Below are 25,488 nucleotides of genomic sequence, written 5' to 3' on the forward strand. Positions count from 1 at the left end.
CGCTGGCGCTTGCAGAATTTTAAAAAATAATGTATCGAAAAATACAGATTGACGTAATGTAGAACTCCGTCTGTAGAGCAAGCCAGCCGCCTCCTACGGTAGAAGCTTGGTAAAACAACGGCATCTATTCTGTTAAGAAGCGACTGCCCCGTAAACATTCCCAGCCATCAGCAAAAAACGACAAGGATGTAACGCAAGCTTGTCAATCAACAAGTTGTCGCCATCTTGGGAGTTTCTTGCAATATCAGGCGCGAAACTGTTCTGCAATTTGCTAAACAGGGCGTCAACTTGGTAGTGGCTGCTTGTAGTCAGGTAGGGTTAAACCTTCGTGTAGACAAGAGTCCTCGCATGGGCAGTAACGCGGTTCCAGTCGTTGCTGATGCAACTGTTTTTGAACAAGTCAAGGCAGTTAAAGCAGTTGAAACTTCCAGCGAGGATCAGTCAACGCCAAACGTGCTGTATTCAAATTCAATTTAGCTGGTATAAAAATATGACAATAGCGATCATCGTGCATGGTGGAGCAAAAACCATTTCAGAAGATAAGACAACAGCGAATACAAAAGGTTGTTTAGCTGCTGTCGAGGCAGGTTGGGCTGTACTTGAACAAGGCGGTGATGCCAAAGACGCGGTTGAGGCTGCAATCCGAGTGCTGGAGAGCGATGCAACCTTCAATGCCAGTATTGGTGCAACCCTCGACGTTGAAGGCGAAGTGTACCTGGATGCCGCGATGATGGAAAGTGATAAGTTGCGGTGGGGAGGTGTGGCAGCAGTACAGCGAATCGCTCATCCGATTTCAGTGGCAAGGAAAATTTTAGAGGAAAAGCCCTCGCTGCTTGTAGCAGAAGGGGCAGAACGCTTTGCTGCTAAGCATGGATGCGAGATGTGTGAGCCAACCGATTTGATTAGTGATGAACAGGAGGAGGAATGGGAGCAGCAGAACACGCCGCACGATCGCCCTGCTACTGTGGGCTGTGTGGCGCTGGATGTCAATGGTAACTTGGTTGCCGGAACCTCAACAGGAGGTCTTGAGAACCAACTACCAGGTCGTGTAGGCGATACCGCACTGGTGGGAGCTGGCTTGTACGCCAATAGTCAGGGCGCTTGCTCAACGACAGGCGATGGCGAGTCCATAATTCCGGTGGGTTTGGCTAGGACTGCTGTCGATCTATTGGCGGGCAATTCCCCTAGCTCGAATGGCTCCGCTACACGTCATCCAGAGGAAGCAGCTCAGATGGCAATTGATAAGCTCAAGCAGCAGGTTTCTGGAGAAGCCGGATGTATTGTTTTAGATCCTCACGGACAAATCGGTTGGGCGTATAATTCCCAAGACATGGCAGTTGGCTATAGAAGCTCAGAAATGGATCAGGCAGCAGTATTTACAAAGAAGGAAGACGAGCGTTTCGCTAAAAGCGCATAATTGCTTTGACTGCTTCTGGTAAGTAACGGTTTTGAGACCTCCAGGTATCTCCCTATGAACCATCAATACAACTTCCAGTATTTCCAAGGAAGTTCTTTTTCTGAGCTGTTTGCCCAAGACGTAACAGATGCGGGGTATACGTTCATCTTGAATTACCCCGCGACTGCTAGTTGGGCAACTTATCCCAACACGAAAAAATACTTCCTTCAAGACGGTAGTGATGAAGCCACCAAAACTGGCTATGACAAGATTGGTGAGAAGGAACCTTGGAAAAACCTGGCGGTTCTGGGGGATACCATTCCCGGTATTATTCTTAGTCCGCCGCCAGACCTGTTGATTGACTACTGGCGAGAGTGTTTTGGCTTTGGCTACAACAATTTGGAACTGTTGGATCGGCAGGTTTATTTAGATGAACTCAATCAGAGCGATCGCTTCGAGCGAGTTATTACCTTATTCCCTTTCGATGGTTTACTTCCCCAGAAGCACGCTGTCGATCCAGATACTCACTACCGTCTCCTGAGCAAAGTGACGTTAGCCGATCTTGGGATGCCCTGCCCAAAGTATCAGAGCTACAATCTGCACACCTGCAATGTTGATGAGATTAAGTTACCAGAGCAATTCCCCTACTTGATCAAAACATCTCACGGACTCTCAGGCGAAGGTACTTATATTATCAAAAGCGCCAGCCACCTGAACTACTGTTTGGAAGAAATCAGGAAATATCTGGCTATCAAGCTGGTGGATACCATCATCGTCTCGGAGTTCGTCAAAGATGAAGTGCAAAACTACTGCGTGCAGTTTTACGTCAACAAGGTAGGAGACATCACCCTGATCGGTGTTACTCAGCAACTCGTCACCCCTGACGGCAAATATCTAGGGGGACTGATTCACTACCGTACTGACATGAGCAAGTTCTATGAGATGATTGCTGCTGTCGGTCAGTATGCTCACCAGCAGGGATATTTCGGCGTTATCGGGTTCGACGTGTTGGAAAATAAAGACGGCGACCTTTACGCTATTGATGCCAATTTTCGAGTTAATGGCTCAACGCCCCTCTGCTTGCAGCGTCATATGCTGCTGGAACTAGGGAAGGAAGTCGCTACCTATTCCAGTGACTACCGTATGGATGGAACCTTGGAGTCGATTCTAGTCAACCTAAAGCCAGAACTAGAGCGCCACGACTTCACGATCCTGTCGGCTCTGGAGAAGGTTAAATATGGCAAAATCTACACAGAAATTTACGGAATCGTCGCTGGAGAAACCCTTGAGGAGATGCAGAGCATTGAGCAGAGCCTGCATAATAAGGGATTGCAGTTGGTTAGCTAAATAAGTCTTGGCTCAATATATCGCAGCCCTTGAAGGAGTTGCGATATATCTCTTCGTTTGTAGTGTCTCGTCACGAGAGCGACAAAAATCTCCCTTGTAAGGATAAAGATAAAAATTTTTCCCGATCTTCCCCACTGGGGAGGGAGTGAGCAGGCTGGGCGTTAAGTCTTGTATTTGAGTCCACAGACAACCGTTGTAGATTTCAGGATTGTTATTAGTATTATTTAAATTTTATTCTGATCGCAGTGAGCTGAAAAGCTTTGTGGGCGGAGTTTTCAGATTGTTGTGGTAACTCAATGTCCCTGTTTCCCAGTGTGCTGCTCCCCGACTCCAACTAAGTGCCACTTGGATAAGCGACTATCTATCGCTTTTGTTGTCCCTCTTTCAGATAAGATGAAAAAATGCTTAAAAACCGTATCACCCTATATAGCAAGTTCTGGAGACTGGGTAGAGGATTAATATGAGCCAAGAGGAAATTTTTGCAAGAGTCAAGAAGATTGTGGCGGAACAACTAGAGGTTGAACCCGATCAAGTAGTGCCGCAAGCGAACTTTGCTAACGATCTGGGAGCGGATTCCCTGGATACGGTTGAACTCGTCATGGCCCTAGAAGAAGAGTTTGATATCGAAATTCCAGACGAAGCAGCTGAACAGATTGCCACTGTTCAAGCCGTTGTGGACTACATCAACAACAAAGTCACGGCTTCGGCATAAATTCTAGTGTGCTGAGTGCTGTAGGGGCGGGTAAGACGAAAATTTCTTCTAACATTGGATTAACACAATGTGTACGCACTCGCCCCGACGCGAGGGCGATAGTTGAAAATAGTAAGTGATACTGAAGTTCTCAGTATTCTTAGCTCAGTCAGTTCTGTATAGTGTTTCCGCGTTCTGGGTGTAAAAACCCTTTTAGTATTGGCATCATGACAAATTTTGAATGCAAGCGGGTTGTTGTAACAGGTCTCGGCGCGATTACACCGATTGGCAACAATTTGGCTGATTATTGGGCAGGGTTGTTGAGCGGTCGCAATGGAATAGCCCCAATAACCTTGTTCGATCCATCTAAGCACGATTGCCGCTTTGCTGGGGAGGTAAAAGGATTCGATCCCCACGAGTACCTGGATCGTAAGGAAGCTAAGCGGATGGATCGATTTGCCCAGTTTGCGGTTAGTGCCAGCAAACAAGCGATCGCAGACGCTAAATTTGTCATCAACGATCTGAATGCAGAACAAGTGGGCATCATCATTGGTACGGGTATTGGCGGTATAAAGGTACTCGAAGACCAGCAAGAAGTCTACCTGAATCGCGGCCCGGATCGGTGTAGTGCGTTTATGATTCCCATGATGATCGCCAACATGGCAGCTGGGTTAACAGCAATTCACACGGGTGCTAAAGGGCCAAACAACTGCACGGTGACAGCTTGTGCCGCAGGTTCTAATGCGGTAGGAGATGCTTTTCGCTTGATTCAGCGAGGATATGCTCAGGCAATGATCTGCGGTGGGACAGAAGCGGCGGTAACGCCTTTGTCGTTCGCTGGATTTTGTGCGTTGCGGGCGCTTTCAACGCGCAATGATGACCCGCAAAAAGCTTCTCGTCCGTTTGATCGCGATCGCGATGGCTTTGTCATGGGCGAAGGCGCTGGCATTCTCATTCTAGAAGAATTGGAACACGCCCTCAGTCGGGGAGCCAGAATTTATGCCGAAGTTGTCGGTTACGGCATGACTTGCGATGCCTATCACATGACAGCACCAGTTCCCGGCGGCGAAGGTGCCTTCAGAGCTATGCAAATGGCTTTAAAGGATGCCTCCTTAACTCCCGATCTGGTAAGCTACATCAACGCCCACGGCACCAGTACCCAGGCGAATGATGTCACGGAAACAGCCGCGATAAAAAAAGCTTTGGGCGAAAGTGCCTACAAAGTAGCAATTAGCTCCACCAAGTCCATGACTGGTCATCTTTTAGGCGGAAGCGGTGGTATTGAAGCAGTCGCTACGGTGATGGCAGTTGCCAACGACCAAATTCCACCCACAATCAACTTGGAAAATCCCGATGAGGGGTGCGATCTCGATTATGTCCCCCACACAAGTCGCTCTTCAAAAGTAGACGTAGCACTGTCAAATTCTTTCGGATTTGGCGGTCACAACGTAACCTTAGCATTTAAAAAGTACGTCTAGAGGCGATAAAAATATAAATAGGTCGGGTGAAGACTCAAACTTTTTGGTCTTCATCTTCCATAATTTCGTCTTTTCCACACCTTGCCCATAAGTCCTGCTAATGGGATGATAATCGGGTAATGGGTGCTTAGGGCGATCCCAGAGCATTCAATTTCCAGCTCATCCAAAAAGCGTGCTAACCCGTCGTTAAGTAGAATAAATCATGGTTGTTGCAACCCAATCACTCGAAGAGCTTTGTATTAATTCCATCCGCTTTCTGGCGATTGATGCCGTAGAGAAGGCAAAATCAGGCCATCCAGGGCTACCAATGGGCGCTGCACCGATGGCATTTGTGCTTTGGGATCGCTTTATGCGGTTTAACCCGAAAAATCCCAAGTGGTTTAACCGCGATCGCTTTGTCCTCTCCGCTGGACACGGCTCGATGTTACAGTATGCTCTGCTGTATCTAGCTGGCTACGACAGCGTGACGCTGGAAGACATCAAGGAGTTCCGTCAGTGGGAATCAAGAACCCCAGGACACCCGGAAAACTTCATGACATCTGGAGTGGAAGTCACGACGGGGCCATTGGGACAAGGTATTTCTAACGCTGTAGGCTTAGCGATCGCGGAAGCTCACCTAGCAGCTAAGTTTAACAAGCCTGATAGCACCATCGTAGACCACTATACCTATGTAATTTTAGGTGATGGTTGCAACATGGAAGGTGTTTCCGGCGAAGCTTGTTCCTTGGCGGGACACTTGGGTTTGGGTAAACTCATTGCCCTATACGATGACAACCACATTTCCATCGATGGCTCCACTGACCTAGCTTTCACCGAAGATGTCGGTAAGCGCTTTGAAGCTTACGGTTGGCACGTCCTGACTGTAGAAGACGGCAACACCGACCTAGAGGCAATTCACAAAGCAATTGAAGCAGCAAAAGCTGTCACCGATAAGCCCTCAATGATCAAAGTCCGCACCACCATTGGTTACGGCTCCCCCAATAAAGCCAATACCGCAGGTGTCCACGGTTCCGCATTGGGTGGCTCAGAAGTAACTGCAACCCGTGAAAAACTTGGTTGGGAATACGAGCCTTTTCAGGTTCCAGAAGATGCCCTCAACCATTGGCGCAAAGCCGTTGAACGCGGTGCTAAGTACGAGGAAGAGTGGAATAAGAACTTCGCCGATTACAAAGCCAAGTATGGTGCCGAAGCAGCCCAACTAGAACAAATGCTCAGCGGCAAACTGGCAGAAGGTTGGGAGAAGGTACTACCCACCTACACCCCCGAAGATAAGGCAGATTCCACCCGCAATCAGTCTGGTAAGTGCCTCAACGCCTTAGCTGATGTTGTCCCCGGATTAATTGGCGGTTCTGCTGACTTAGCTCACTCCTGCATGACCTTGCTCAAGTCTTCCGGCGACTTCCAGCCCGGTCATTACGAAAATCGCAACATCCGCTTTGGTGTCCGCGAACACGGCATGGGAGCCATTTGTAACGGCATTGCTCTACATGGTTCCGGATTAATCCCTTACGGTGCCACCTTCTTAGTTTTTGCTGACTATATGCGGGCGGCGATTCGTATTTCAGCATTGTCCCACGCAGGTGCTATCTGGGTGATGACCCACGACTCCATCCAGCTAGGTGAAGATGGACCCACCCACCAACCAGTTGAAACCATCGCATCTCTGCGGGTAATTCCCCAGCTAACAGTGATTCGTCCTGCTGATGGTAACGAAACCTCTGGTTCTTATAAGGTAGCGATTGAAGCTGCTAACCAAAATCGCCCGACGTTGCTGGCGCTGTCTCGTCTAGCACAGCCCAACTTGCCTGGCACTTCTATTGAAGGCGTGGCTAAGGGTGCTTACACCCTCTCTGACAGCGATGGCACTCCTGATATCATCCTGATGGGTACAGGTAGCGAACTTCAACTCTGCGCTGGTGCAGCCGACAAGCTGCGCGGTGAAGGCAAGAAAGTCCGCGTAGTCTCGATACCTAGCTGGGAACTGTTCGACGCGCAGGATGCGGCTTACCGCGAGTCTGTGTTACCTAAAGGTGTCACTAAGCGCTTAGCTGTGGAAGCAGCTTCTAGCTTCGGTTGGTGCCGTTACATTGGCAGTGAAGGTGCAATGATCAGCGTTGACCGTTTTGGCGTTTCCGCCCCCGGCCCCGTGGCTCTAGAGAAGTTCGGCTTCACTGTTGACAACGTAGTTGCCAAGGCTAAAGAATTGCTCGGTTAATAACAACTCAATAATCTCTTGAGGGGTGGGCATTTTGACCGCCCCTTTTTTATTAGCAAAAATACAGATATGCTTCGCCAACAAGCTGGCGGGGCGACAACCTCGCCAGTATTGAGCTTTTTATTTACAACTTGTTCTTTTTGTGACAACTTGTACTCCTAATGTCTCAGTATAATTGCTGTCTAGTCCACCGCAGCTAATTTTTAGAAAAGATGAACATCACTAACAAAAGAAGTATTGAGTAGGACGCAAAAAAAGCCCGGATGGTGAGCGGGCTTTGTCTGTATAGCCCTACCCTATAAGGGTGCGAGCGACATCGCAAACCTAGCGACTTGCTGCTTCAGCCGCTTCCTGCTTTTGGGCACCCTGAGTCCCCAGTTGAATCAACTCCACCTTGTATCCATTCGGGTCTTCCACAAAGGCTATCACCGTCGAACCATGCTTCATGGGCCCTGGTTCCCGCGAGACTTTGCCGCCACGCGCCTTTATTTCATTACAGGTGGCGTAAATATCATCAACACCAATAGCAATGTGACCGTAGGCATCTCCCAAATCGTACTGTTCTTTGCCCCAGTTGTAGGTTAGTTCTAACACCGTGTGGTCAGACTCATCGCCATAACCCACAAAAGCCAGGGTAAATTCGCCGCCAGGATAATCTTTTTGGCGCAGCAACTTCATGTCCAGCAGTTCGCAGTAAAATTTCAAAGACTCTTCTAAGTTGCCGACTCTCAGCATGGTGTGTAGCATTCGCATCGTTTTAATCCCAAATTCCTTCTTAATATGACGCTTGAGTGTCCGTTCAGGACGTATTCTAACAATCGGGCTACAAAACCTGATCCAGTTCAGTGAGACTACTAGATGTCAACAAATTTGTAACGTAAATCCCCCCAACCCCCGAATTTATGGGGGCTTTGAGGATACCCCGATAAATTCGGGGGCTTTGAAAATACCTCCTTTGAAGAAGGGGACTAGGGGGAGCAAATGTGTGACAACGAAATATCTGAACTGTATTGGGCTAAAAGCCGATTGAAGGCCTGCATAAATGTGAGCCACTTGCAATCTTGCTATTAAGGGTGAAACAAAATGATGAACACGCCAGATACAGCCATTGACGCTATTGTGGCTCGTGAAATTCTCGACTCTCGCGGTCGTCCGACAGTGGAAGCAGAAGTTTATCTGATCAACGGTGCGGTGGGGCTGGCTCAGGTTCCCAGTGGAGCATCTACAGGGACTTTTGAGGCACACGAACTGCGGGATGATGATAAAAGCCGCTACGGTGGGAAAGGTGTCCTCACGGCGGTGAAGAATGTTGAGGAGAAAATCGCGCCTGAATTAATGGAGTTGGACGCGCTGGATCAGGTGTTGATTGATACCACGATGATTCAAATCGATGGCTCGGAAAATAAATCGAACCTGGGCGCAAATGCTATTCTTGCCGTCTCGCTGGCAAATGCTAAAGCTGCTGCTGCGACTCTAGAATTGCCTCTTTATCGCTATTTGGGGGGGCCGTTATCGAATGTGTTGCCAGTACCGTTGATGAATGTGATTAACGGTGGCGCTCACGCTGATAATAATGTTGATTTCCAAGAATTCATGATTGTGCCTATTGGGGCAACTTCTTTCCGAGAAGCACTGCGTTGGGGTGCTGAAGTGTTTGCGGCTTTAGCTAAGGTGTTGAAGGATAAGAATTTGCTGACAGGCGTAGGGGATGAAGGCGGTTTTGCGCCAAATTTAGAGTCGAATCAAGCGGCTTTAGAATTGTTGGTAGCGGCAATAGAGAAGGCTGGTTATAAACCAGGGGAACAAGTTGCTTTGGCTCTGGATGTTGCCGCTAGCGAGTTCTACAAAGATGGTCAGTATGTTTACGATGGAGCATCCCATTCGCCTGCTGATTTTATTGAGTATATGGCGAAGTTAGCCGGGCAATATCCGATTATTTCCATTGAGGATGGTTTGCATGAGGAAGACTGGGAAAGTTGGAAACTTTTGACGCAGAAAGTGGGCGCATCTGTGCAACTTGTTGGTGACGATTTATTTGTTACCAACCCGATTCGATTACAAAAAGGAATTGAACAGGCAGCTGCTAATTCAATCCTGATTAAACTTAATCAAATTGGTTCTCTAACGGAAACTTTGGCAACTATCGACCTAGCTACCCGCAATGGTTTCCGGTCGATTATCAGCCATCGTTCCGGCGAAACTGAAGACACGACAATTGCCGATTTAGCCGTAGCAACTCGCGCAGGTCAAATCAAAACTGGTTCTCTGTGCCGCAGCGAACGGGTAGCGAAATATAACCGCTTGCTGCGAATTGAAGATGAATTGGGCGATCGCGCAACTTATGCCGCTACTGTAGGTATGGGGCCAACAATTTAGCCATCCCCGCAGTTTTCGGTACGGGAGGCTCAGCCTCCCACCCCCTCGTTCCCAGGCTCAGCCTGGGAACGAGAATATGAGGTGTCTTATTCATGGGTAAAAGCCCATAGTTGGCAACCCAAGTGTTTCTTCCCAACCCATCATTAGGTTGAGACACTGGAGGGCTTGACCTGCTTGCCCTTTGACTAAGTTGTCAATTGCTGACATAACTATTACGCGGTCGGTGCGGGGATCAACTTCGATGCCGATATAACATAAATTGGTGCCGCAAGCCCACTTTGTTTGTGGGTAAGTGCCGCCTGGTAACATTTTGACGAAAGGAGATGAGCGGTAGAAGGCTTTGTAAATGGTCAGTAAATCTTCTCGCACCAGTCCGGGATCGCGCAGGGTGGCGTAGACGGTGGCTAAAATTCCGCGCACCATCGGGATCAGGTGCGGGGTAAATTGTACTCTGACTTCGTGTCCAGCCAAATCGCTACAAACTTGCTCAATTTCTGGGGTATGGCGGTGCCTTCCGCCGACTCCGTAAGGGCCAAGCGAGTTGTCAGCCTCAGCTAGTAACAGATTGGTTTTTGCTTGCCGTCCGCCGCCAGATGTGCCGGATTTGGCATCGATAATGGCGGTTTCTGACAAGATTAATCCTTGCTTTAAGAGTGGTGAGAGTGCCAGGAGACTCGCGGTGGGGTAGCAACCAGCACAACCTATTAGCGAGGCTTCGGCAATGCGATCGCGATATAGTTCCGGTAAGCCATAAGCTGCTGTGGCAGCAATTTCTCGATCTGCGCGATCGCCACCATACCAGGATTGGTATGTTTCCAAGTCAAAAAATCGGTAGTCAGCCGATAAATCCAGCACTTTGCACCCCTTCGCCACCAATGCTGGTGCCATCTGATAGGCAAGACCATTCGGCAAGGAGAGAAAAACGACTTTACAGCGACTGGCAATGGTGTCTAAATCCAGGGGTTCTATGTTTAAGTCAACGCAATGGCCTAGATGCGGGTAGAGGTCGGAAAATGGCTTTCCAGCACTACTTTCGCCACCTAAGTAAACCAGTTCGACTCCCGGATGCTCCTTCAAGAGTCTGACCAGTTGCACACCACCATAGCCCGATGCGCCAACAATTCCAACTGGCACACGTCCTAATTCACCCATGATGCTCTTGTTTCCTAAAAATCTTTAATTTTAAGCGGTCAGTAATCAGCCAAAGTCAAAGCGATCGCACAAAGCTACTTTTGCTGCATTGTAGTATCAAAACTAAGATTTGGTGGTAGAAATTTTAACATAATCGTCCAGCGCAACAATGTTAGTTGCCGGGATTCAAGGCTAACTATAGCAACTAATCGTATATTGCTCCGATAATTTAGTAATTTATTCAGTTAATAAAAGCACTGCTGCTGCTAAATAGTTTTGGCTTTCCTGGGGATTCTAATTAGTTTTATTCATCACCATGCTGATATATTGCAATTCCTATATAAGTTGTGTCAATCCTGTCATTCAATTCCTTTTAATAGTTCACTCGGTGACACATTTAAGGCTTTTGCTAAGCGGACAATATTGATTAAAGCAACGTTTCTTTCACCGCGCTCAATTCCGCCAATGTAGGTGCGGTGTAAATCTGTCAGTTCTGCCAAATCTTCCTGAGAAAGCCCTAGTGCTTTTCTCAGTTGTCGGACTTGTTCGCCAAATTTTTCAAGCTCAGGTGCCACTATTAGGAGAAAGGATGATACTTCAACTACCGATTGTGCCACAGACTATAAGTATCAAGTGTGAGCGATCGCGCGTTAGCGCATCGCTCTATAATCTAAGTGACTACCCCTCTTAGTGGTGGCAACAGGCTACTATCAAGAGAGATAGTTTTTTACGGTTTATTGCTTCTGTGGAATTGCCTCAAAGCCAAGATGTGAAGCATCGCGCTGCTTCAAACCAAACGTTTAAATTTGACTCGATTGATGCTGCCTTAGCAGACCTCAAAGCTGGGCGGATGGTCGTGGTAGTGGATGATGAGAGTCGGGAAAACGAAGGTGATTTGATTTGTGCGGCGCAGTTCGCCACGCCGGACACGATCAATTTCATGGCGGTGTATGCGCGGGGTCTGATTTGTCTGGCGCTGACAGGCGATCGCTTGGATGAACTCGATCTGCCCTTGATGGTTAGCAACAACACCGACAGCAACCAAACCGCCTTCACCATCAGCATCGATGCCTCCCCTACTATGGGTGTACGCACAGGAATTTCTGCTGAAGATAGGGCGCTGACGATCCAGGTAGCTATCAATCCCGCAACATCCCCACAAGACTTGCGCCGTCCGGGTCACATATTCCCTCTACGGGCGCGGGAAGGTGGCGTTTTGAAACGGGCGGGTCATACAGAAGCCGGGGTTGACTTGCCAAAATTGGCAGGATTATATCCAGCTGGGGTGATCTGCGAAATTCAAAATCCCGATGGTTCGATGGCGCGGTTGCCGGAGTTAGTAGAATACTCCAAGATGCACAATCTGAAAATTATCAGTATTGCTGACTTAATTAGTTACCGCCTCAATCACGAAAGATTCGTCTGTCGAGAAACAATTGCCGAATTGCCTACTCAGTTTGGCAATTTCCAAATTTACGCTTACCGCAACACCTTAGATCAATCAGAAACAGTTGCTATTGTTAAGGGCAACCCAGCTGATTTTAATGACAAAAAGGTGATGGTGCGGATGCACTCGGAATGTCTGACTGGTGATGCTTTGGGTTCTCTGCGTTGCGACTGCCGAATGCAGCTGCAAGCGGCGCTGAAAATGATTGAAAATGCCGGAGCAGGTGTTGTGGTCTACCTGCGGCAAGAAGGGCGGGGGATTGGTCTAATTAATAAGTTGAAAGCCTATTCTTTGCAAGATATGGGGCTGGATACTGTAGAAGCAAATGAGCGATTGGGATTTCCGGCCGATTTGCGGAATTATGGGGTAGGAGCGCAAATTCTCAACGATTTAGGTATAACAAAAATTTGCTTGATTACTAATAATCCCCGCAAAATTGCTGGGTTGAAAGGGTACGGTTTGGAGGTGGTAGATCGGGTGCCGTTGTTAATTGAGGCAAATGATTATAATTCGATTTATCTAGCGACAAAAGCCCAAAAGTTGGGTCATATGCTGTTGCAGACGTATTTAGTTACAGTAGCGCTGCACTGGCAGGATGAACCGCAGGTAACGGAACGCTACGAAAGATTGGATAAACTGCGGCATTTGGCCAGAAGTCACGATTTGTTGTTGCAGGAAGAAACGCGACCTGTAGCGATCGCGGTTTTTGGGAAACCATCCCTAACTGTTCACTTGGGTTTTGACCAACCGCATCTGGCAGCATCCGATTGGTATCAAGACAATGGTCATCCTTATGTGAAAGCGATCGCGCAAATTCTTGATGCTTTATCGCAATGGCAACATTTGGAAGGGCTGGAATTTATGATTTCAACTGGGTTAGACCCGCTGACAGGGTTACAAATTCAGCTAGATCGGCAAACCTTCCCCATAGGTACTTTACCTTCCTCTGTTTGTGACAACTTAGAAACTCAAAAAATCTACAGTTTTCAGGGATTTTAGATTTTAGATTTTGGATTGAAGACAAAAATCTAAAATCTAAAATCCAAAATTGGATAAAGCCATGCAATATCAATACACCATAAAAATTTTGGGACTGGCGATTCTACTGAGTGGATTATCCCTCAATCCCCATTCCCTAATCCCCAGCCCCCAGTCCCCAGTATTGGCTCAATTAAGTGCTGAGCAATTGTTTAACCGGGGCGAACAAAAGTATAACAAAGGTGACTACAGCGATGCTGTCATAGATTTCAATGAAGCACTGCGCCTGGATTCCACCTTGGAAAAAGCTTATTATCGCCGGGGTTTGGCAAAGCGTCAGCTAGGAGATAATTCAGGTGCGATCGCAGACTATACCTCTGTGTTGGGGTTGAATCCTAAAAATACTGATGCGTACTTAAGTCGGGGTGCTGTATATGCTGAACAAAAAAATTATCGAGAAGCAATTGAAGATTACACCGCAGCGCTGAAGCTTAATTCAAAGAATGCGCTCGCTTACTATAATCGGGGAAATGCGCTGAGTGGGTTAGGCGATTCTAAAGCGGCTTTTGAGGATTTAAGCAAAGCAATTCGGATACAACCTAACTATGCCAACGCCTATGTGAACCGGGGAAATGTTCGCGTTAAATTAGGTGAAACAAAGGAAGCAATTGCCGATTTTACTAAAGCGGCGAGTCTCAATCCGAATTTAGCAGAAGCTTATTACAACCGAGGGATTCTTCGGCGGCGAATGGGAGATATAGAAGAAGCGATCGCGGATTATGACCAAGCTATCCAGCGCGATCCTAACAATGCAGCAGCTTACTACAATCGGGCAATTGCCCGTCATTTAATTGGTAATCCTCAAGCAGCAATTGATGACTATAGTGAGGCAATATCTATTTCTCCCAAATTTGCCAAAGCTTTCGGAAATCGGGGGTTAATTCGCTACGAAACAGGCGATGCAAAAGGCGCAATTCAGGATTTACAAGCAGCAGCAGAACTTTTTAGCGATCAAGGTATGACTGCTGATTATCAAAAAGCATTGCAATTGCTACGACAATTACGATAGACCTCCTGAATAATAGGAATTAGCCAGTGTCTATCTTCTGCCACCCAATCGTGTTCTGCGGTGAGTTACCTTTCGCAAACACGGGTGTAATTTTGCACATAAGCGGGCAGACTGATTCCCGGCTGTAAACGAGAATCGGCAATTGGCGCAGCAGCAGTTAATTTCAGGGGAACAACACCCGCCCACACGGGTAAGTCGTAGTCTGCTTCGTCATCGTTAGGATCGCCAGTCCGCACCTTAGCTGATGCCTCATTCAGGGGTAGGGAGAGTACCAAGGTTCCTTGAAGTTCCTGACGACTTGGTGATCGCACCTCTGCCCATCGCCCCGGTATTACGTGTTCGGTAAAGGCGAGGAGTGCTTCCAGCTTTTTTTCAGGGTTTTCCACAATCATCGCTGTGCCAAAGATGACAACTGAGCGATAATTCATTGAGTGGTGGAAGGCAGACCTTGCCAGTACCAGCCCATCCAGCAGGGTGACTGTAACGCAGACTTCAATTCCGTTGGACAGCGATCGCAACATCCGGCTAGCAGGCGATCCATGAATATACAGCTTGTCTCCCACCCTCCCATAAGCAGTAGGAATGACAAAAGGCTGACCGTCTACGACAAATCCAACATGGCATACTAACCCTTCATCCAAAATTTGATAGATAACCTGACCATAATCTGCGCGTTGAGGAAGACGCTTGACGGTGCTGCGTTGCGTAGCGGTAAACTGTTCATGTTCTAAAGAACTCATGATTTCTCCTCCTAGTAGTATTTAATACCTTTCACGGCTTATAGACGGTTGATAATGTCTCTTTAATCACACCAAATTAAACCGCATCTCGTTGCTTTCACTGAAGCCAAGACTAGAGTAAACTGGCTTACCTGATGGAGAAGCGTGTAGGATAACCCTTGTGCAGTTAAGCGATTTCAGATGGTCGATTGCAAAAAGTGTGAGTTTCTTGGCAAGTCCCTGTCTGCGGTGAGGCGGTTCAACGTAAACTCCCCAGATGTATCCATAGTTGCGAGATTCCTGCTTGAGGATATGCGGGTAAAGACCAGCAAACAGCTGACAACTGGCTGAAGCGATCGCTCTACTATCAACCTCCGCAACAAAAGCTTTGTAGGATCGCTCTTTTCGAGCGCGTTCTATAAACTGGAGCGTAATGTCGAGCCAGTCTGACTCTATTGAGTCAGAAGGAACATGATTATCCAGCCACATTTGATAAAAATGTTCAGCAATTCGGGAATCTTCCTCTGGAAAAGCCTCTCTGATATGGATTTCTTGTCCCATCACCACGATACGGGTTCACGCTTGTTTCTCTGTTAGAGTAATCTTGAAAGTGGTCTTCTACAAGAGCCACTTTTGGGATCTAATATCAGTCCACTTTGGTCTGATTATCTCAAGCGGGTAATTATGGATTTAGCGATCGCCCTCGACAGCAATGCAGTACCCTTACATCGACAGCTATACGAAGAACTGCGTCAAGCTATTTTGAGCGGACGTTTAGCGCCAAAAGAGCGCATTCCTTCAACGCGATCGCTCTCCAAATCTTTAGGGATTTCTCGTACTACCGTTACCCAAAGTTATGAGCAACTGCTCAGCGAAGGCTATATCCAGACCATCGTAGGTTGTGGGACGTTTGTCTGCGATCAACTCCCCGACCTGATGCTGCGAAGTACGCCCGTTGAGTCTCAACAGAAGATTGTGCGTCCACTTTGCCAGCTGTCCAAGTATGGGATAGGTTTATCCCAGACGGATGTCTCTTTGATGCGTGAACCGGACACCGCGATTAGTTTTCGCTACGGACGACCTGCTTTTGATAAATTTCCAATGCAACTGTGGCGCAAGCTGCTGTTGAGTCACTGTCGCAAAGGCTCCTCTTGGCTGGACTATGCAACCGATCCGCAAGGACACAGACCTTTGCGAGAAGCGATCGCCCGTTACCTGTCTCGTTCCCGTGCAGTGCAGTGCGACCCCGATTCTGTAATCATGACCAATGGCAGCCAGCAAGCGCTGTATATGGTGATGCGCTTGTTGATCGATCCGGGGGATGCGATCGCGATCGAAGACCCAGGCTACCTCAGCGGACGGCGAATCTTTCTCTCGCAGGGCGCTAAACTCTTGCCTATCGGTGTAGATGAGTCAGGCTTATTGGTCAAGGATTTAGCCGATACAACTGAACCGATTAAACTTGTCTACGTAACACCCTCTCACCAGTTTCCTACTGGGGCGATACTATCGCTTCCTCGACGATTAGAGTTACTGTCTTGGGCGCACTCTACGGGGGCGATGATTATTGAGGATGATTATGACAGCGAATATCGCTATGGCGATCGCCCGATTCCCGCCTTGCAAGGGTTAGATAAAAGTGACTCGGTGCTTTATATCGGGACTTTCTCGAAGGTGCTGTTTCCCTCGTTGCGGATTGGCTATTTAGTGTTACCCCAGAATTTAGTATCAATCTTTACCCGCGCCAAGTGGTTGAGCGATCGCCAGTTACCGTTGTTAGAGCAGTATATCCTGACGGATTTTATTGAAGAAGGGCATTTAGAACGTCATCTGAGAAGAATGCGATCGCACTATGACCAATGTCGAAGCGTGTTAGTGCAGGCTTTAAAGGCTCACTTTGGGGAACAAGCGACTATTTTAGGCGAAAAAGCTGGAATTCATTTGATGGTGCGACTGTACACCAGCTTTAGCGATGAGGAGATTATTCATCGTGCGGCGAAAGTTGGTGTGGGGATGATGTCCGCCCAACCTCATTATCTCAAAGCGCATCGCCCAGGCGAGTTTATCTTTGGTTACTCTGAACTCACTTTTTCACAAATTGAGGAGGGTATTAGCAGGCTGGCGGAAGTTTTGAAATGAACCTGAAGCTGGAAGGAAAAAGTCTTAGTCTTGGGTTAAGTCACCAAAGCGATCGCGATATCTCGCCAGTAACTCAGCCATTTCATTTGAGCGCTTTCGTTCCAATTCAGCTTGTTGTTGTGCTAACTCCCGCTGATTTCGCTCAATTTCAGCTAATTCCTCACCTGTCTGATACCTCACGCCTTGTGCATCGTACCAGTACAATACCTCGCGCTGGATGCCTCCTACTTGAGCCACAAATCGCCCAATCCCTAAACCAATTTCTGGCATCCAGAATGGTTCTCCGATTTGTAAATGATATGAGCCATTTACTAAACGGTAAACTTCAAAAGGTTGTTCTTGGTCGCGCCGCCAGAAATTCGGATTATAGACTACATAATACAACACACCTAAATTGGCATAAATTGCCATTTTTGTGTCGTATTCTCCCCCATAGGTGTGAGAGACAATTTCTAAGACAAAAATAGGCGCAATATTATTTTCTTCCCAGAGAACATAGCTGGAGCGAGAACCATTGTTTTTCCTCCGTTCAACTCCCAAACTTAGAAACCCATCTGGCACCACGGGTACTCTCGGATTCACGCCTGTCGTGTGATAGACGCCCATATCAACACCAAAATACCAGTCAAGGCGATTACCCCAAATGAACTCTAGCAAGAATAATAGAAAATTCGGGATAAAATTCTGGTCTTCGTTATCCACTGGTGTATCATCCGAACAAGGAAGTTCAGCGCTTGTTGGTAATCTGATTTCCGGGTTGTGCTGTACCATAAAGATTAGCTCCGCAAGCTATTAATATAATTATCCAATAAATATAGTTAAATCAATCATATTCATTGAGAGAATCATCTTTTCTGTCTTCCTCAGCGTTTCTGCATTTCTTTAAAAAAAGATAGTTTTCATAAATCACATGAGATTGCCCTAACATGAGTTTAGATATAATTGTTATCGGTAGCGGAATTGGCGGTTTAACCGCAGGGGCGTTACTTGCCCGTTACGGAAAACGGGTGCTAGTGTGCGAAAGCCACGCGATCGCTGGTGGTGCTGCACACAGTTTCTCGCGGCAGGGATTTCATTTTGACTCTGGCCCCTCATTTTATTGCGGACTCACCCCTGGAAGCGGTCTGAATCCATTACAGCAAGTGTTAGAAGTTCTGGGAGAGTCGTTGCAAGCTGTTCCCTACGATCCTATGGGTCACTATCACTTTCCTGAAGGCACTTTTCCCGTTTACAGTAATGCTGAACGGTATCGGCAAGCTGTTGCTGAAATTACGCCTCAAGGTGCCAGAGAATTAGAACAATTTGAAAAACGTCTACTACCTCTTTACGAATCGCTGCGGGGGATTCCTACTATTGCTTTGAGAGCAGATTGGCAGATGATACCAGTGATTTTAGGTCAATATTTACCATCTGTATTGAAACTGCTACCGCATCTAAGAATCCTCCAAGGTTCTGTTGGCGATGTGATGGATCGAGAGGTGCGAGATCCTTGGGTGCGGCGCTTAATTGACTTGGAATGTTTTCTACTTTCTGGACTTAAGGCACACGGTACAATTGCCCCAGAGGTGGCATTTATGTTGTGGGAACGTTCTCGCGCTGGTGTCGAGTATCCTATTGGGGGAAGTGGCGCAATTGTGGATGCTTTGGTTCGCGGTTTAAAGCGTTGGGGCGGAGAATTAAAATTAAATGCTCATGTTGAACAAATATTAATCCAATCGAGCAAAGTAAAAGGTGTTAAGTTAAAGAATGGTGAAGTTATTAACACGCCCGTAGTAATTTCAAATGCTACTCTTTGGGATACTTATACTAAGTTATTGCGCCCCGAAGATTTGCCGCCGTCTTATCGCCAGCAATCTTTAGAGACACCAGCGGTTGATAGTTTTATGCACTTACATTTAGGCATCCGCGCTGAGGGTTTGGAAAATCTGACCGGACATCATGTAGTAGTTCACCATGCAAGTAAAGATATTACCGAACCGGGGAATACTTGCATGATTTCTATCCCTTCGGTGTGGGATGCTAATCTTGCGCCAGGGGGACATCATGTGGTTCACGCCTACACGTTGGAACCTTATGAGGGATGGCGACGGGATGAAGGGTATGAGGAGCGGAAAAAAGAGCGATCGCAATCTCTATTCTGTGCGTTAGAGAGAGTAATTCCGGATATACGCGATCGCTTTGTATTAGAACTTATTGGCACACCGTTAACTCACGCTTACTACTTACGCCGCTATCAGGGAACATACGGCCCGGCAATTGCAGCTGGTAAAGGCATATTTCCAGGTACACAAACGCCGATTTCTGGATTGTATCGGGTGGGGGATAGCACAATGCCAGGAATTGGCGTTCCGGCTGTTGCTGCGTCTGGAATTTTGTGTGCAAATACCTTAGTTCCACCGAAAGAAACGGCAAAGTTATTGAAAATTTGAAGTTCAAATCAAACTTTCTTAATTATCGACTTGGCGACGGTGCTAGACTGCGATGGTGTAGATTACGCTATAATCGCCTAGCCGAATACCCCAAAATTATATTCTCCAATCAAGCACCCAGTTAACTGCAACTTTAGCCGTAATTAGTGCGTCTTTGCCATAGGGAGATACACCTACAATATCTTACCTGAAAGGAAAATATATTTTTCAGGAAAAGCTATGGAACAACTCTCGAAGCGGCAAAAAGAGGCTTTGGCTATGGCGTTGTTGATGAAGACAACTGCTAACACAGATCCGCGTTTTGAGCGTCGCCTGAAGCAAATATTGTTACGCGGTTATGTTATTTATAAAAGACGTGATCGCTTAGAAACAAACACTCTTTATAACTATCAATGTAACTTAAAGCGCCGATTAAAAGAGTGTATGGAATTTCATTCAGACAATACCGAACTTCCTTATTATTCGTTCCTATTATTAAAGGATCAGTTTCTAGTACCTACTGATATAGACTACGACTTAACCGTAGGCGCGAGTCAAGTTAATCAAAAATATTTTGCTCTTGATAATCAACACAAATTTTCTTTATTTCGATATCATATCGCGTGGGTAAGGTTGTGTTTAGCAGTATGCACAACAAATCCTCTAATTGTCAGATTAAAGAAAAAACTTGGTTGCATTAGCCTAATTCCGATTAAAGTAAGGAAAGAGCCTGTGAAAGTCCGAAATGTTCGGATTCATTATCACGATTTATACCATCTTGAGGTTGCTCAACTAGAAAGAATCCAGATGGGAAGATACATGGTAAGCGGCATTCACGGAATAAAAGCACCCGTGTTTCATGATTTTCCGATTTTACAAGAGTATGACGGATTTCTAGATGAAGCTAGAATTGCGATTCACGAGTGGTTAACTCGACCTACAGCTTTTAGTAAAATTAAGGCAATTTGCTGGATGACTTTGCTAATATTACACGGCATCAATCCTTTTGCAGTTGTCATGCGTCATCTTAAGAGTATGAAAAAAAAGCAGCAAGAATTATGGTGCTGATTCGATTTTAGAAACAAACCACAAAGGGAGAAGGAAGAAGGGAAAAAATGGTTTTGTTTAGGGGTGCGATCGCACCCCACTTTATTCCCTTTCATCCTCTGTTGATTCAGCTAGAATTTCCTGCAATACGGGTGAGAGTTGATTATTTAAACGTCCTGCACGGATCAGTTCAGCGTAGGTGTCGGCTTCAATATCCAAGAGTTTTTCTCGCAGTTGTTGCATATTAAGCGATCGCAACTGAGGATATTGATTTTGCAGCTTCTCAATTTCCTCCTCAATACTCTTGAGTTGTCCTTGAACCAGATTTAACTCGTAACGATAAAACTCCTGATCGATTTCTAATTCTTTGCCAGCTTCCAATAAATAATTCAACACTCTATTTAAGGCAACGCGACGGGCAATCGCCTCTGAATATTGCTGGCGTATCGGCTGATCTCCAACCAACCCTAATCTTTCCAAAAACCACTGAGTTGTCAAGCCTTGCACTAACAAAGTAAACAACACAACGCCGAACACCATATCAATAATTTCCTCTCTTCCTGGTAAAATAATGGGTACACTTACCGCCAAGGCAATTGAAACTGAGCCTCTTAAACCACCCCACCAAAGTATTGTTTGATCTCGCCAACCTATTTGAGATTTAACTAACCAATTGCTCAAGGCACTGAGTCCATAAATAGCAATTGCTCGCGTTAGCAATACCGCCCCAATTGTCACCGCAATCAGACCAAAATTATCCACTAGACGCGAGTAGCGGATTTGGTCTCCAATTAAAAGAAAAACAATGGAATTTACAAAAAATGCTAAAAATTCCCAAAATTCAGATACCAGTAACCGGGTGCGCGGGTTCATGCCAATGCGAGAGCCAAAGTTGCCCAAAATCACGCCAACTGTGACAACCCCAATCACCCCCGAACCCCCTAACTCTTCTGTTATCAAATAAGTGCCGTAAGCGGAAACAAGAGTTAGTGATTGTTCTACTAATGGCAAGTCAAAACGTTGCGTAAGGTAGGAAATTCCAAAACCAATTAAGCTGCCAATTCCAATCCCAACACCAACAAATACTAAAAAACTAGCAACTGTAGTGTCTAGTGCAAACTCATTGGTTCCCAGGGGGATTCCCACTAGCAACGTAAACGCCACCACCGCCACGCCATCATTAAATAAACTCTCTCCCTCCATCAACATTGTTAAGCGTTTGCCAGCGCCCAGTTCCCGAAACAAAGCTACTACGGAAACAGGATCGGTAGCAGATAAACAAGCACCGACCAGGAGGGCAGTTGTAAGAGGAAGTCCAGTCAGCCAGTTGAGGGGAAATGCAATACCAACAACGGAGATGATGACACCGACGATGGCAAACAAAGTGACTGGAAATAAATCATCCTTCAACTCTCGCCAGCGAATATTCCAGGCAGCTTCAAATAGTAGGGGAGGCAAAAAAATCTCTAGAATTAATTCTGGCGACAGATTCACCAACCGCACATCTACAAATGCTAAAAATAACCCGACAATTACCAGCAGCAATGTGTAGGGGATTTGGCGTAACCAACTAAAAATTCGCGAGAGTGTCGCCACACTCAAGGAAATAGACAACACTAGCAGAAATTGCTCCAAACTTTGCTTAATGGAAGCTTCGTCTAGAGTAGTTTCTATCACCATAGGAAACTCCAAATTTGTAATTATTCAGCTAAAACACTGTAGCTTTTAATTTACCCTTCAATCTAGAGGTTGTATAGGATACTCTGTTGAATTGCGAACATCGTATCATTCAATAGATGTATGTGTACCTACACACAATTTATTGCATCTACCTTAAGGAATAAAATACCTCATGTCAGACATTGAACAGTTAATTGCAGATATCCAGCAGGAAGCGCAACGGGAAACATTTCCCGTCGATGAACCAGTTTATCAGGCAGCGAGTTTGGAGCCTACTCAGCCAATTCTCTATGCAGGCAATCTGGAGAGCAAGCTGTGCTTTTTTGCCCGCGATTTGGGAAAAGATGAAGTGCGGGCAGGTCAACCGCTTTATGGTGCTGCTGGTGGCTTTGTGCGTCGCGGTTTGTACCGTGCGATCGCAGCCACGGAACCCACTAAGGACACCGATTTACAAGTTGTCCTCGATCGCGTTTTACTTACAAATACGGTGCCTTACAAACCACCGGGTAACAAAGCATACGCTGAGGCTGTAAAAAAACGATTTCGCCCGTTTTTAGAGCGATTATTGGTGTTGCATTGGCAAGGAGATCAAATTATTACGCTGGGGAATGAAGCGTTTAATTGGTTTGCCCCTTATGGTGCTAAGGGTGAATTGAAGCAGTTTTTTGCAAGAAGCGATCGCTACTCTGCCAGCATTCAAGTTACCCTTCAAGTGCAAAACACTGAAGGCAACCTGCATCAACGTCTAGTAAAACTACTGCCACTTCCTCATCCTTCCCCACTCAATCAAAAATACTACGCCCAATTTCCCCAATTACTTCAAGCTAGACTTGCTGAAATCTTCCCGTAAGTGATCCCCTTCAGTAATTTGTGTGATTTCTGTCAATTCTTGATTAGGGTTTTTTGATATCATACTTATTGTACTAACACAAGTTACTTTGGGTTGATTATATGCTAATTTTGTAGCTTTGTTACCGGAAATTTGTCAGACAAACAGCCACTGATATTATCTAAAAGCCCATTATTTGTCTGAATTTATGGTCGTAAATCACTAACTTAATCAAACTATAAAGTTGGCAATGTTAACTCAATTATGGCATTGTGATAATATGAAATAGCTTTGATATCGTAATTTTAGGGTAAGCCTGATTATCGACAGCATAACTTTAGCATTCAGCCTATTTGCTTATTACAGCTATGAAGTTGTGCGTAACTTGATTCTAGATAATTTAAAGCAAAATGCTCTTCTGAAAGTACAGCAAGAGGTTGATGAAATCGACGGATGGTTAGCAACTCGGCTGGCTGAAATAGCAACAATTGCTACACTCCAATAATTCCGACTATAGTTTGATCGGTGACAGGTTCTTACTTAAAATCATAAGTTAAGCGGCTGAAGGAATACACTCATATATTACTGGTTAGCCCTGCACCTTGCCCAGCAGGGCCGCTTGAAATGACTGCTAGAAGAAGCTAAAAAATAGAGCAATTAGACATAAAATATGATCCATTTATCCAGTCGATTGTGCATTTAGCTAAGAGCTTTTATGCAGAAACAAATAGAATATTTAATCAATATATAGATTAACAGGAGTGCAATAATCGCATATGCAAAAAGCTGATGTTATTTTAGTAGTGGATGATACTCCTACTAATCTGCGATTAATATCTGAGGCATTAACTGATGCAGGCTTTGAAATTGCTACAGCTATAAATGGCGAAATGGCGCTGAAGCAGATTCAATATAGCTTGCCAGATTTGATTCTATTAGATGTGATGATGCCAGGAATAAATGGCTTTGAAACCTGTAAGCGCTTGAAAGAAAATGCCGCCACCTGCGATATTCCAGTTATTTTTATGACTGCCCTTTCCGACACAGATAGTAAGGTAAAAGGTCTAAGTTTGGGGGCCGTGGATTACATCACCAAACCCTTTCAAGAGGAGGAATTATTAGCTAGGGTCAAAACTCATTTAGAACTGCGAAGTTTGACAAAAAACTTAGAAAAAAAAGTTGTAGAACGAACAGCGGAACTTTCTCTGGCATTAGAAGACTTACAAGAGTCTCAAATCAAACTCGTCCAGCGAGAAAAAATGTCTGCCCTTGGTCAGTTAGTAGCAGGAATTGCCCACGAAATAAATAATCCTGTGGGATTTATTTCCGCTAATTTAGAGCATACTGAAGAATACTTTAAAGCTTTAGTTAATCATTTACAACTTTATCAGCAAGAGTTTTCTCAACCAGGAATGAAAATTTTAGAGGATGCGGAAGATATTGACTTAGAGTATCTGTTGACAGACTTGCCGAAAATCATCGGTTCTATGCAACAGGGAACGGAACGCATTCGCCATATTAGCAACTCTATCAGAATTTTCTCTAGAACAGATAGCGATCGCAAAGTTTTTTTTAATATTCATGAGGGGATAGATAGCACCATTTTGATTTTGCAACATCGGTTGAAAGCTAATGAAAAGCGTCCCGATATTGTCATGATTAAAGAATATGGCTGTTTGCCCAATATAGAGTGTTATCCCGGACAGATAAACCAAGTGTTTATGAATCTGCTGGCAAATGCGATTGATGCCATAGAAGAAGCCAATCAAGAACGTTCTTTTGAGGAAATTAAAGCATATCCTAATCAAATCGCGATCCACACAAACCTAACTGAAGATGGCACTGGTGTGGTAATTAAGATTATAGATAATGGGGCAGGAATGTCAGAAGATACGAAGAACAAAGTTTTTGACCAGTTCTTTACAACTAAAGCCGTGGGGAAAGGAACGGGATTAGGATTATCGATTGTCCGCCAAATTGTGGTAGAAAAGCATGGGGGAACCCTGGAGGTAAAATCAATACCAGGACAAGGTTCAGAGTTTGCGATCGCGCTTCCAGTTAAGGCGGAGATTATTGATTGATAGCAACTAATTCGTGTGGCGCTTAGAAGTATCTATCAATCGGCGTTAACGTAGCGGTTTGTCTTGATAACTTTGCCTTCTTTATCAAAAGCTATTTCAAAATTAATCCAAGCAAAATCGCCCAATAAAGCTGCTCCATCATTGCCATAATACCAGCAATTATGTTTTTTATCCGGTCTAAAAATATAACAATATGTAGAAGTGCTAGATGTGGGTGGCGGCAATATTTTCAAAACCTCATCTTTGGACATTCCTACTTTTATACTAGCAAATTTTGCTTCTGTAAATCCGGGAGGCACTATTGTGTCAATGAAAGGATTAAGTGAAAAATCACTTTCTGTAAAACAGGTTAACCATATAAAAGGTGTTAAACCTACAAATAACAAAGCAATTCCATTAATAACTTTCATGGTTTCCCTTACTTGCTAGTTGGAACCTGAAACCTATGGTTTCTTAA

The 25,488-nt window shown here is 45.6% G+C and carries 23 protein-coding genes; 15 read left to right on the forward strand and 8 right to left on the reverse strand.

Going from position 1 to position 25,488, the window contains the following annotated elements:
* The first annotated feature begins 225 nt into the window (after positions 1-225).
* The 6 genes from H6F66_RS18460 (at position 226) to tkt (ending at position 7,127) form a co-directional block, all read left to right on the forward strand.
* Positions 226-477, forward strand: coding sequence for a hypothetical protein (locus H6F66_RS18460; RefSeq protein ID WP_190423986.1), 252 nt, complete (start codon positions 226-228; stop codon positions 475-477).
* Positions 478-490: 13 nt separating this feature from the next.
* A complete protein-coding gene (locus H6F66_RS18465) occupies positions 491-1,417 on the forward strand; it encodes an isoaspartyl peptidase/L-asparaginase family protein (protein WP_190423988.1) in 927 nt (308 codons plus the stop codon).
* A 54-nt stretch (positions 1,418-1,471) separates the two neighbouring features.
* Positions 1,472-2,743, forward strand: coding sequence for an ATP-grasp domain-containing protein (locus H6F66_RS18470; RefSeq protein ID WP_190423990.1), 1,272 nt, complete (start codon positions 1,472-1,474; stop codon positions 2,741-2,743).
* Positions 2,744-3,203: 460 nt separating this feature from the next.
* Entirely contained in the window at positions 3,204-3,455 is a 252-nt protein-coding gene (gene acpP / locus H6F66_RS18475) for an acyl carrier protein (RefSeq protein ID WP_190423992.1), read from the forward strand.
* A 206-nt stretch (positions 3,456-3,661) separates the two neighbouring features.
* On the forward strand, positions 3,662-4,912 hold the full coding sequence (gene fabF, locus H6F66_RS18480; RefSeq protein WP_190423994.1) for a beta-ketoacyl-ACP synthase II: 1,251 nt from the start codon (positions 3,662-3,664) through the stop codon (positions 4,910-4,912).
* A gap of 202 nt (positions 4,913-5,114) precedes the next feature.
* Positions 5,115-7,127 carry a transketolase gene (tkt, locus tag H6F66_RS18485; protein ID WP_190423997.1) on the forward strand — a complete coding sequence of 671 codons (2,013 nt, stop codon included), beginning with the start codon at positions 5,115-5,117 and terminating at the stop codon, positions 7,125-7,127.
* Between the two features lie 324 nt (positions 7,128-7,451).
* Here tkt and gloA read toward each other — a convergent pair whose 3' ends face one another.
* Complete coding sequence (gloA, locus tag H6F66_RS18490; RefSeq protein WP_190423999.1) at positions 7,452-7,880, reverse strand: lactoylglutathione lyase; 429 nt, start codon at positions 7,878-7,880, stop codon at positions 7,452-7,454.
* 330 nt (positions 7,881-8,210) lie between these two features.
* Between gloA and eno the strand changes: the two genes are divergently transcribed.
* Positions 8,211-9,503 carry a phosphopyruvate hydratase gene (eno, locus tag H6F66_RS18495; protein ID WP_190424001.1) on the forward strand — a complete coding sequence of 431 codons (1,293 nt, stop codon included), beginning with the start codon at positions 8,211-8,213 and terminating at the stop codon, positions 9,501-9,503.
* A 90-nt stretch (positions 9,504-9,593) separates the two neighbouring features.
* Here eno and argC read toward each other — a convergent pair whose 3' ends face one another.
* Together argC and H6F66_RS18505 are read right to left on the reverse strand one after the other, a co-directional pair.
* On the reverse strand, positions 9,594-10,655 hold the full coding sequence (gene argC / locus H6F66_RS18500) for an N-acetyl-gamma-glutamyl-phosphate reductase (protein ID WP_190424004.1): 1,062 nt from the start codon (positions 10,653-10,655) through the stop codon (positions 9,594-9,596).
* A gap of 338 nt (positions 10,656-10,993) precedes the next feature.
* Entirely contained in the window at positions 10,994-11,209 is a 216-nt protein-coding gene (locus H6F66_RS18505) for a helix-turn-helix transcriptional regulator (RefSeq protein ID WP_313931015.1), read from the reverse strand.
* Between the two features lie 170 nt (positions 11,210-11,379).
* On the opposite strand from H6F66_RS18505, the gene ribBA reads away from it, so the two are divergent.
* Both ribBA and H6F66_RS18515 read left to right on the forward strand, forming a co-directional pair.
* On the forward strand, positions 11,380-13,080 hold the full coding sequence (gene ribBA, locus H6F66_RS18510) for a bifunctional 3,4-dihydroxy-2-butanone-4-phosphate synthase/GTP cyclohydrolase II (RefSeq protein ID WP_347269403.1): 1,701 nt from the start codon (positions 11,380-11,382) through the stop codon (positions 13,078-13,080).
* A 61-nt stretch (positions 13,081-13,141) separates the two neighbouring features.
* Entirely contained in the window at positions 13,142-14,128 is a 987-nt protein-coding gene (locus tag H6F66_RS18515; RefSeq protein ID WP_190424005.1) for a tetratricopeptide repeat protein, read from the forward strand.
* A 65-nt stretch (positions 14,129-14,193) separates the two neighbouring features.
* Here H6F66_RS18515 and H6F66_RS18520 read toward each other — a convergent pair whose 3' ends face one another.
* Together H6F66_RS18520 and H6F66_RS18525 are read right to left on the reverse strand one after the other, a co-directional pair.
* Positions 14,194-14,868, reverse strand: coding sequence for a pyridoxamine 5'-phosphate oxidase family protein (locus H6F66_RS18520; protein ID WP_190424007.1), 675 nt, complete (start codon positions 14,866-14,868; stop codon positions 14,194-14,196).
* 66 nt (positions 14,869-14,934) lie between these two features.
* A complete protein-coding gene (locus H6F66_RS18525) occupies positions 14,935-15,408 on the reverse strand; it encodes a GNAT family N-acetyltransferase (RefSeq protein ID WP_190424109.1) in 474 nt (157 codons plus the stop codon).
* Positions 15,409-15,531: 123 nt separating this feature from the next.
* Here H6F66_RS18525 and H6F66_RS18530 point away from each other — a divergent pair, with 123 nt between their 5' ends.
* Positions 15,532-16,986, forward strand: a complete 1,455-nt coding sequence (locus H6F66_RS18530) for a PLP-dependent aminotransferase family protein (RefSeq protein WP_190424110.1) — start codon at positions 15,532-15,534, stop codon at positions 16,984-16,986.
* 24 nt (positions 16,987-17,010) lie between these two features.
* Here H6F66_RS18530 and H6F66_RS18535 read toward each other — a convergent pair whose 3' ends face one another.
* On the reverse strand, positions 17,011-17,757 hold the full coding sequence (locus H6F66_RS18535) for a Uma2 family endonuclease (RefSeq protein ID WP_190424009.1): 747 nt from the start codon (positions 17,755-17,757) through the stop codon (positions 17,011-17,013).
* A gap of 155 nt (positions 17,758-17,912) precedes the next feature.
* Between H6F66_RS18535 and H6F66_RS18540 the strand changes: the two genes are divergently transcribed.
* Both H6F66_RS18540 and H6F66_RS18545 read left to right on the forward strand, forming a co-directional pair.
* The gene (locus tag H6F66_RS18540) at positions 17,913-19,415 is read left to right on the forward strand and encodes an NAD(P)/FAD-dependent oxidoreductase (RefSeq protein ID WP_190424012.1); all 1,503 of its coding nucleotides are present in this window, start codon (positions 17,913-17,915) and stop codon (positions 19,413-19,415) included.
* Between the two features lie 219 nt (positions 19,416-19,634).
* Positions 19,635-20,462, forward strand: a complete 828-nt coding sequence (locus H6F66_RS18545; RefSeq protein WP_190424014.1) for a hypothetical protein — start codon at positions 19,635-19,637, stop codon at positions 20,460-20,462.
* Between the two features lie 81 nt (positions 20,463-20,543).
* Here H6F66_RS18545 and H6F66_RS18550 read toward each other — a convergent pair whose 3' ends face one another.
* Positions 20,544-22,121, reverse strand: a complete 1,578-nt coding sequence (locus tag H6F66_RS18550; RefSeq protein ID WP_190424016.1) for a Na+/H+ antiporter — start codon at positions 22,119-22,121, stop codon at positions 20,544-20,546.
* 172 nt (positions 22,122-22,293) lie between these two features.
* On the opposite strand from H6F66_RS18550, the gene H6F66_RS18555 reads away from it, so the two are divergent.
* From H6F66_RS18555 to H6F66_RS18560, 3 genes are all read left to right on the forward strand, one after another.
* Positions 22,294-22,971: a uracil-DNA glycosylase family protein gene (locus H6F66_RS18555; RefSeq protein WP_190424018.1), complete on the forward strand. Its 678-nt coding sequence runs from the start codon at positions 22,294-22,296 to the stop codon at positions 22,969-22,971.
* A 355-nt stretch (positions 22,972-23,326) separates the two neighbouring features.
* Positions 23,327-23,455: a hypothetical protein gene (locus H6F66_RS28995; protein WP_277873918.1), complete on the forward strand. Its 129-nt coding sequence runs from the start codon at positions 23,327-23,329 to the stop codon at positions 23,453-23,455.
* Between the two features lie 271 nt (positions 23,456-23,726).
* The gene (locus H6F66_RS18560; RefSeq protein ID WP_190424020.1) at positions 23,727-25,031 is read left to right on the forward strand and encodes a response regulator; all 1,305 of its coding nucleotides are present in this window, start codon (positions 23,727-23,729) and stop codon (positions 25,029-25,031) included.
* A 35-nt stretch (positions 25,032-25,066) separates the two neighbouring features.
* Here the strand turns inward: H6F66_RS18560 and H6F66_RS18565 are convergent, their stop codons facing one another.
* Positions 25,067-25,441 (reverse strand): hypothetical protein, encoded by a 375-nt coding sequence (locus tag H6F66_RS18565; protein ID WP_190424022.1) that lies wholly within the window; start codon positions 25,439-25,441, stop codon positions 25,067-25,069.
* Positions 25,442-25,488 lie beyond the last annotated feature (47 nt).

This window comes from Trichocoleus sp. FACHB-6 (assembly GCF_014695815.1).
GTDB lineage: Bacteria > Cyanobacteriota > Cyanobacteriia > Cyanobacteriales > FACHB-T130 > Funiculus > Funiculus sociatus.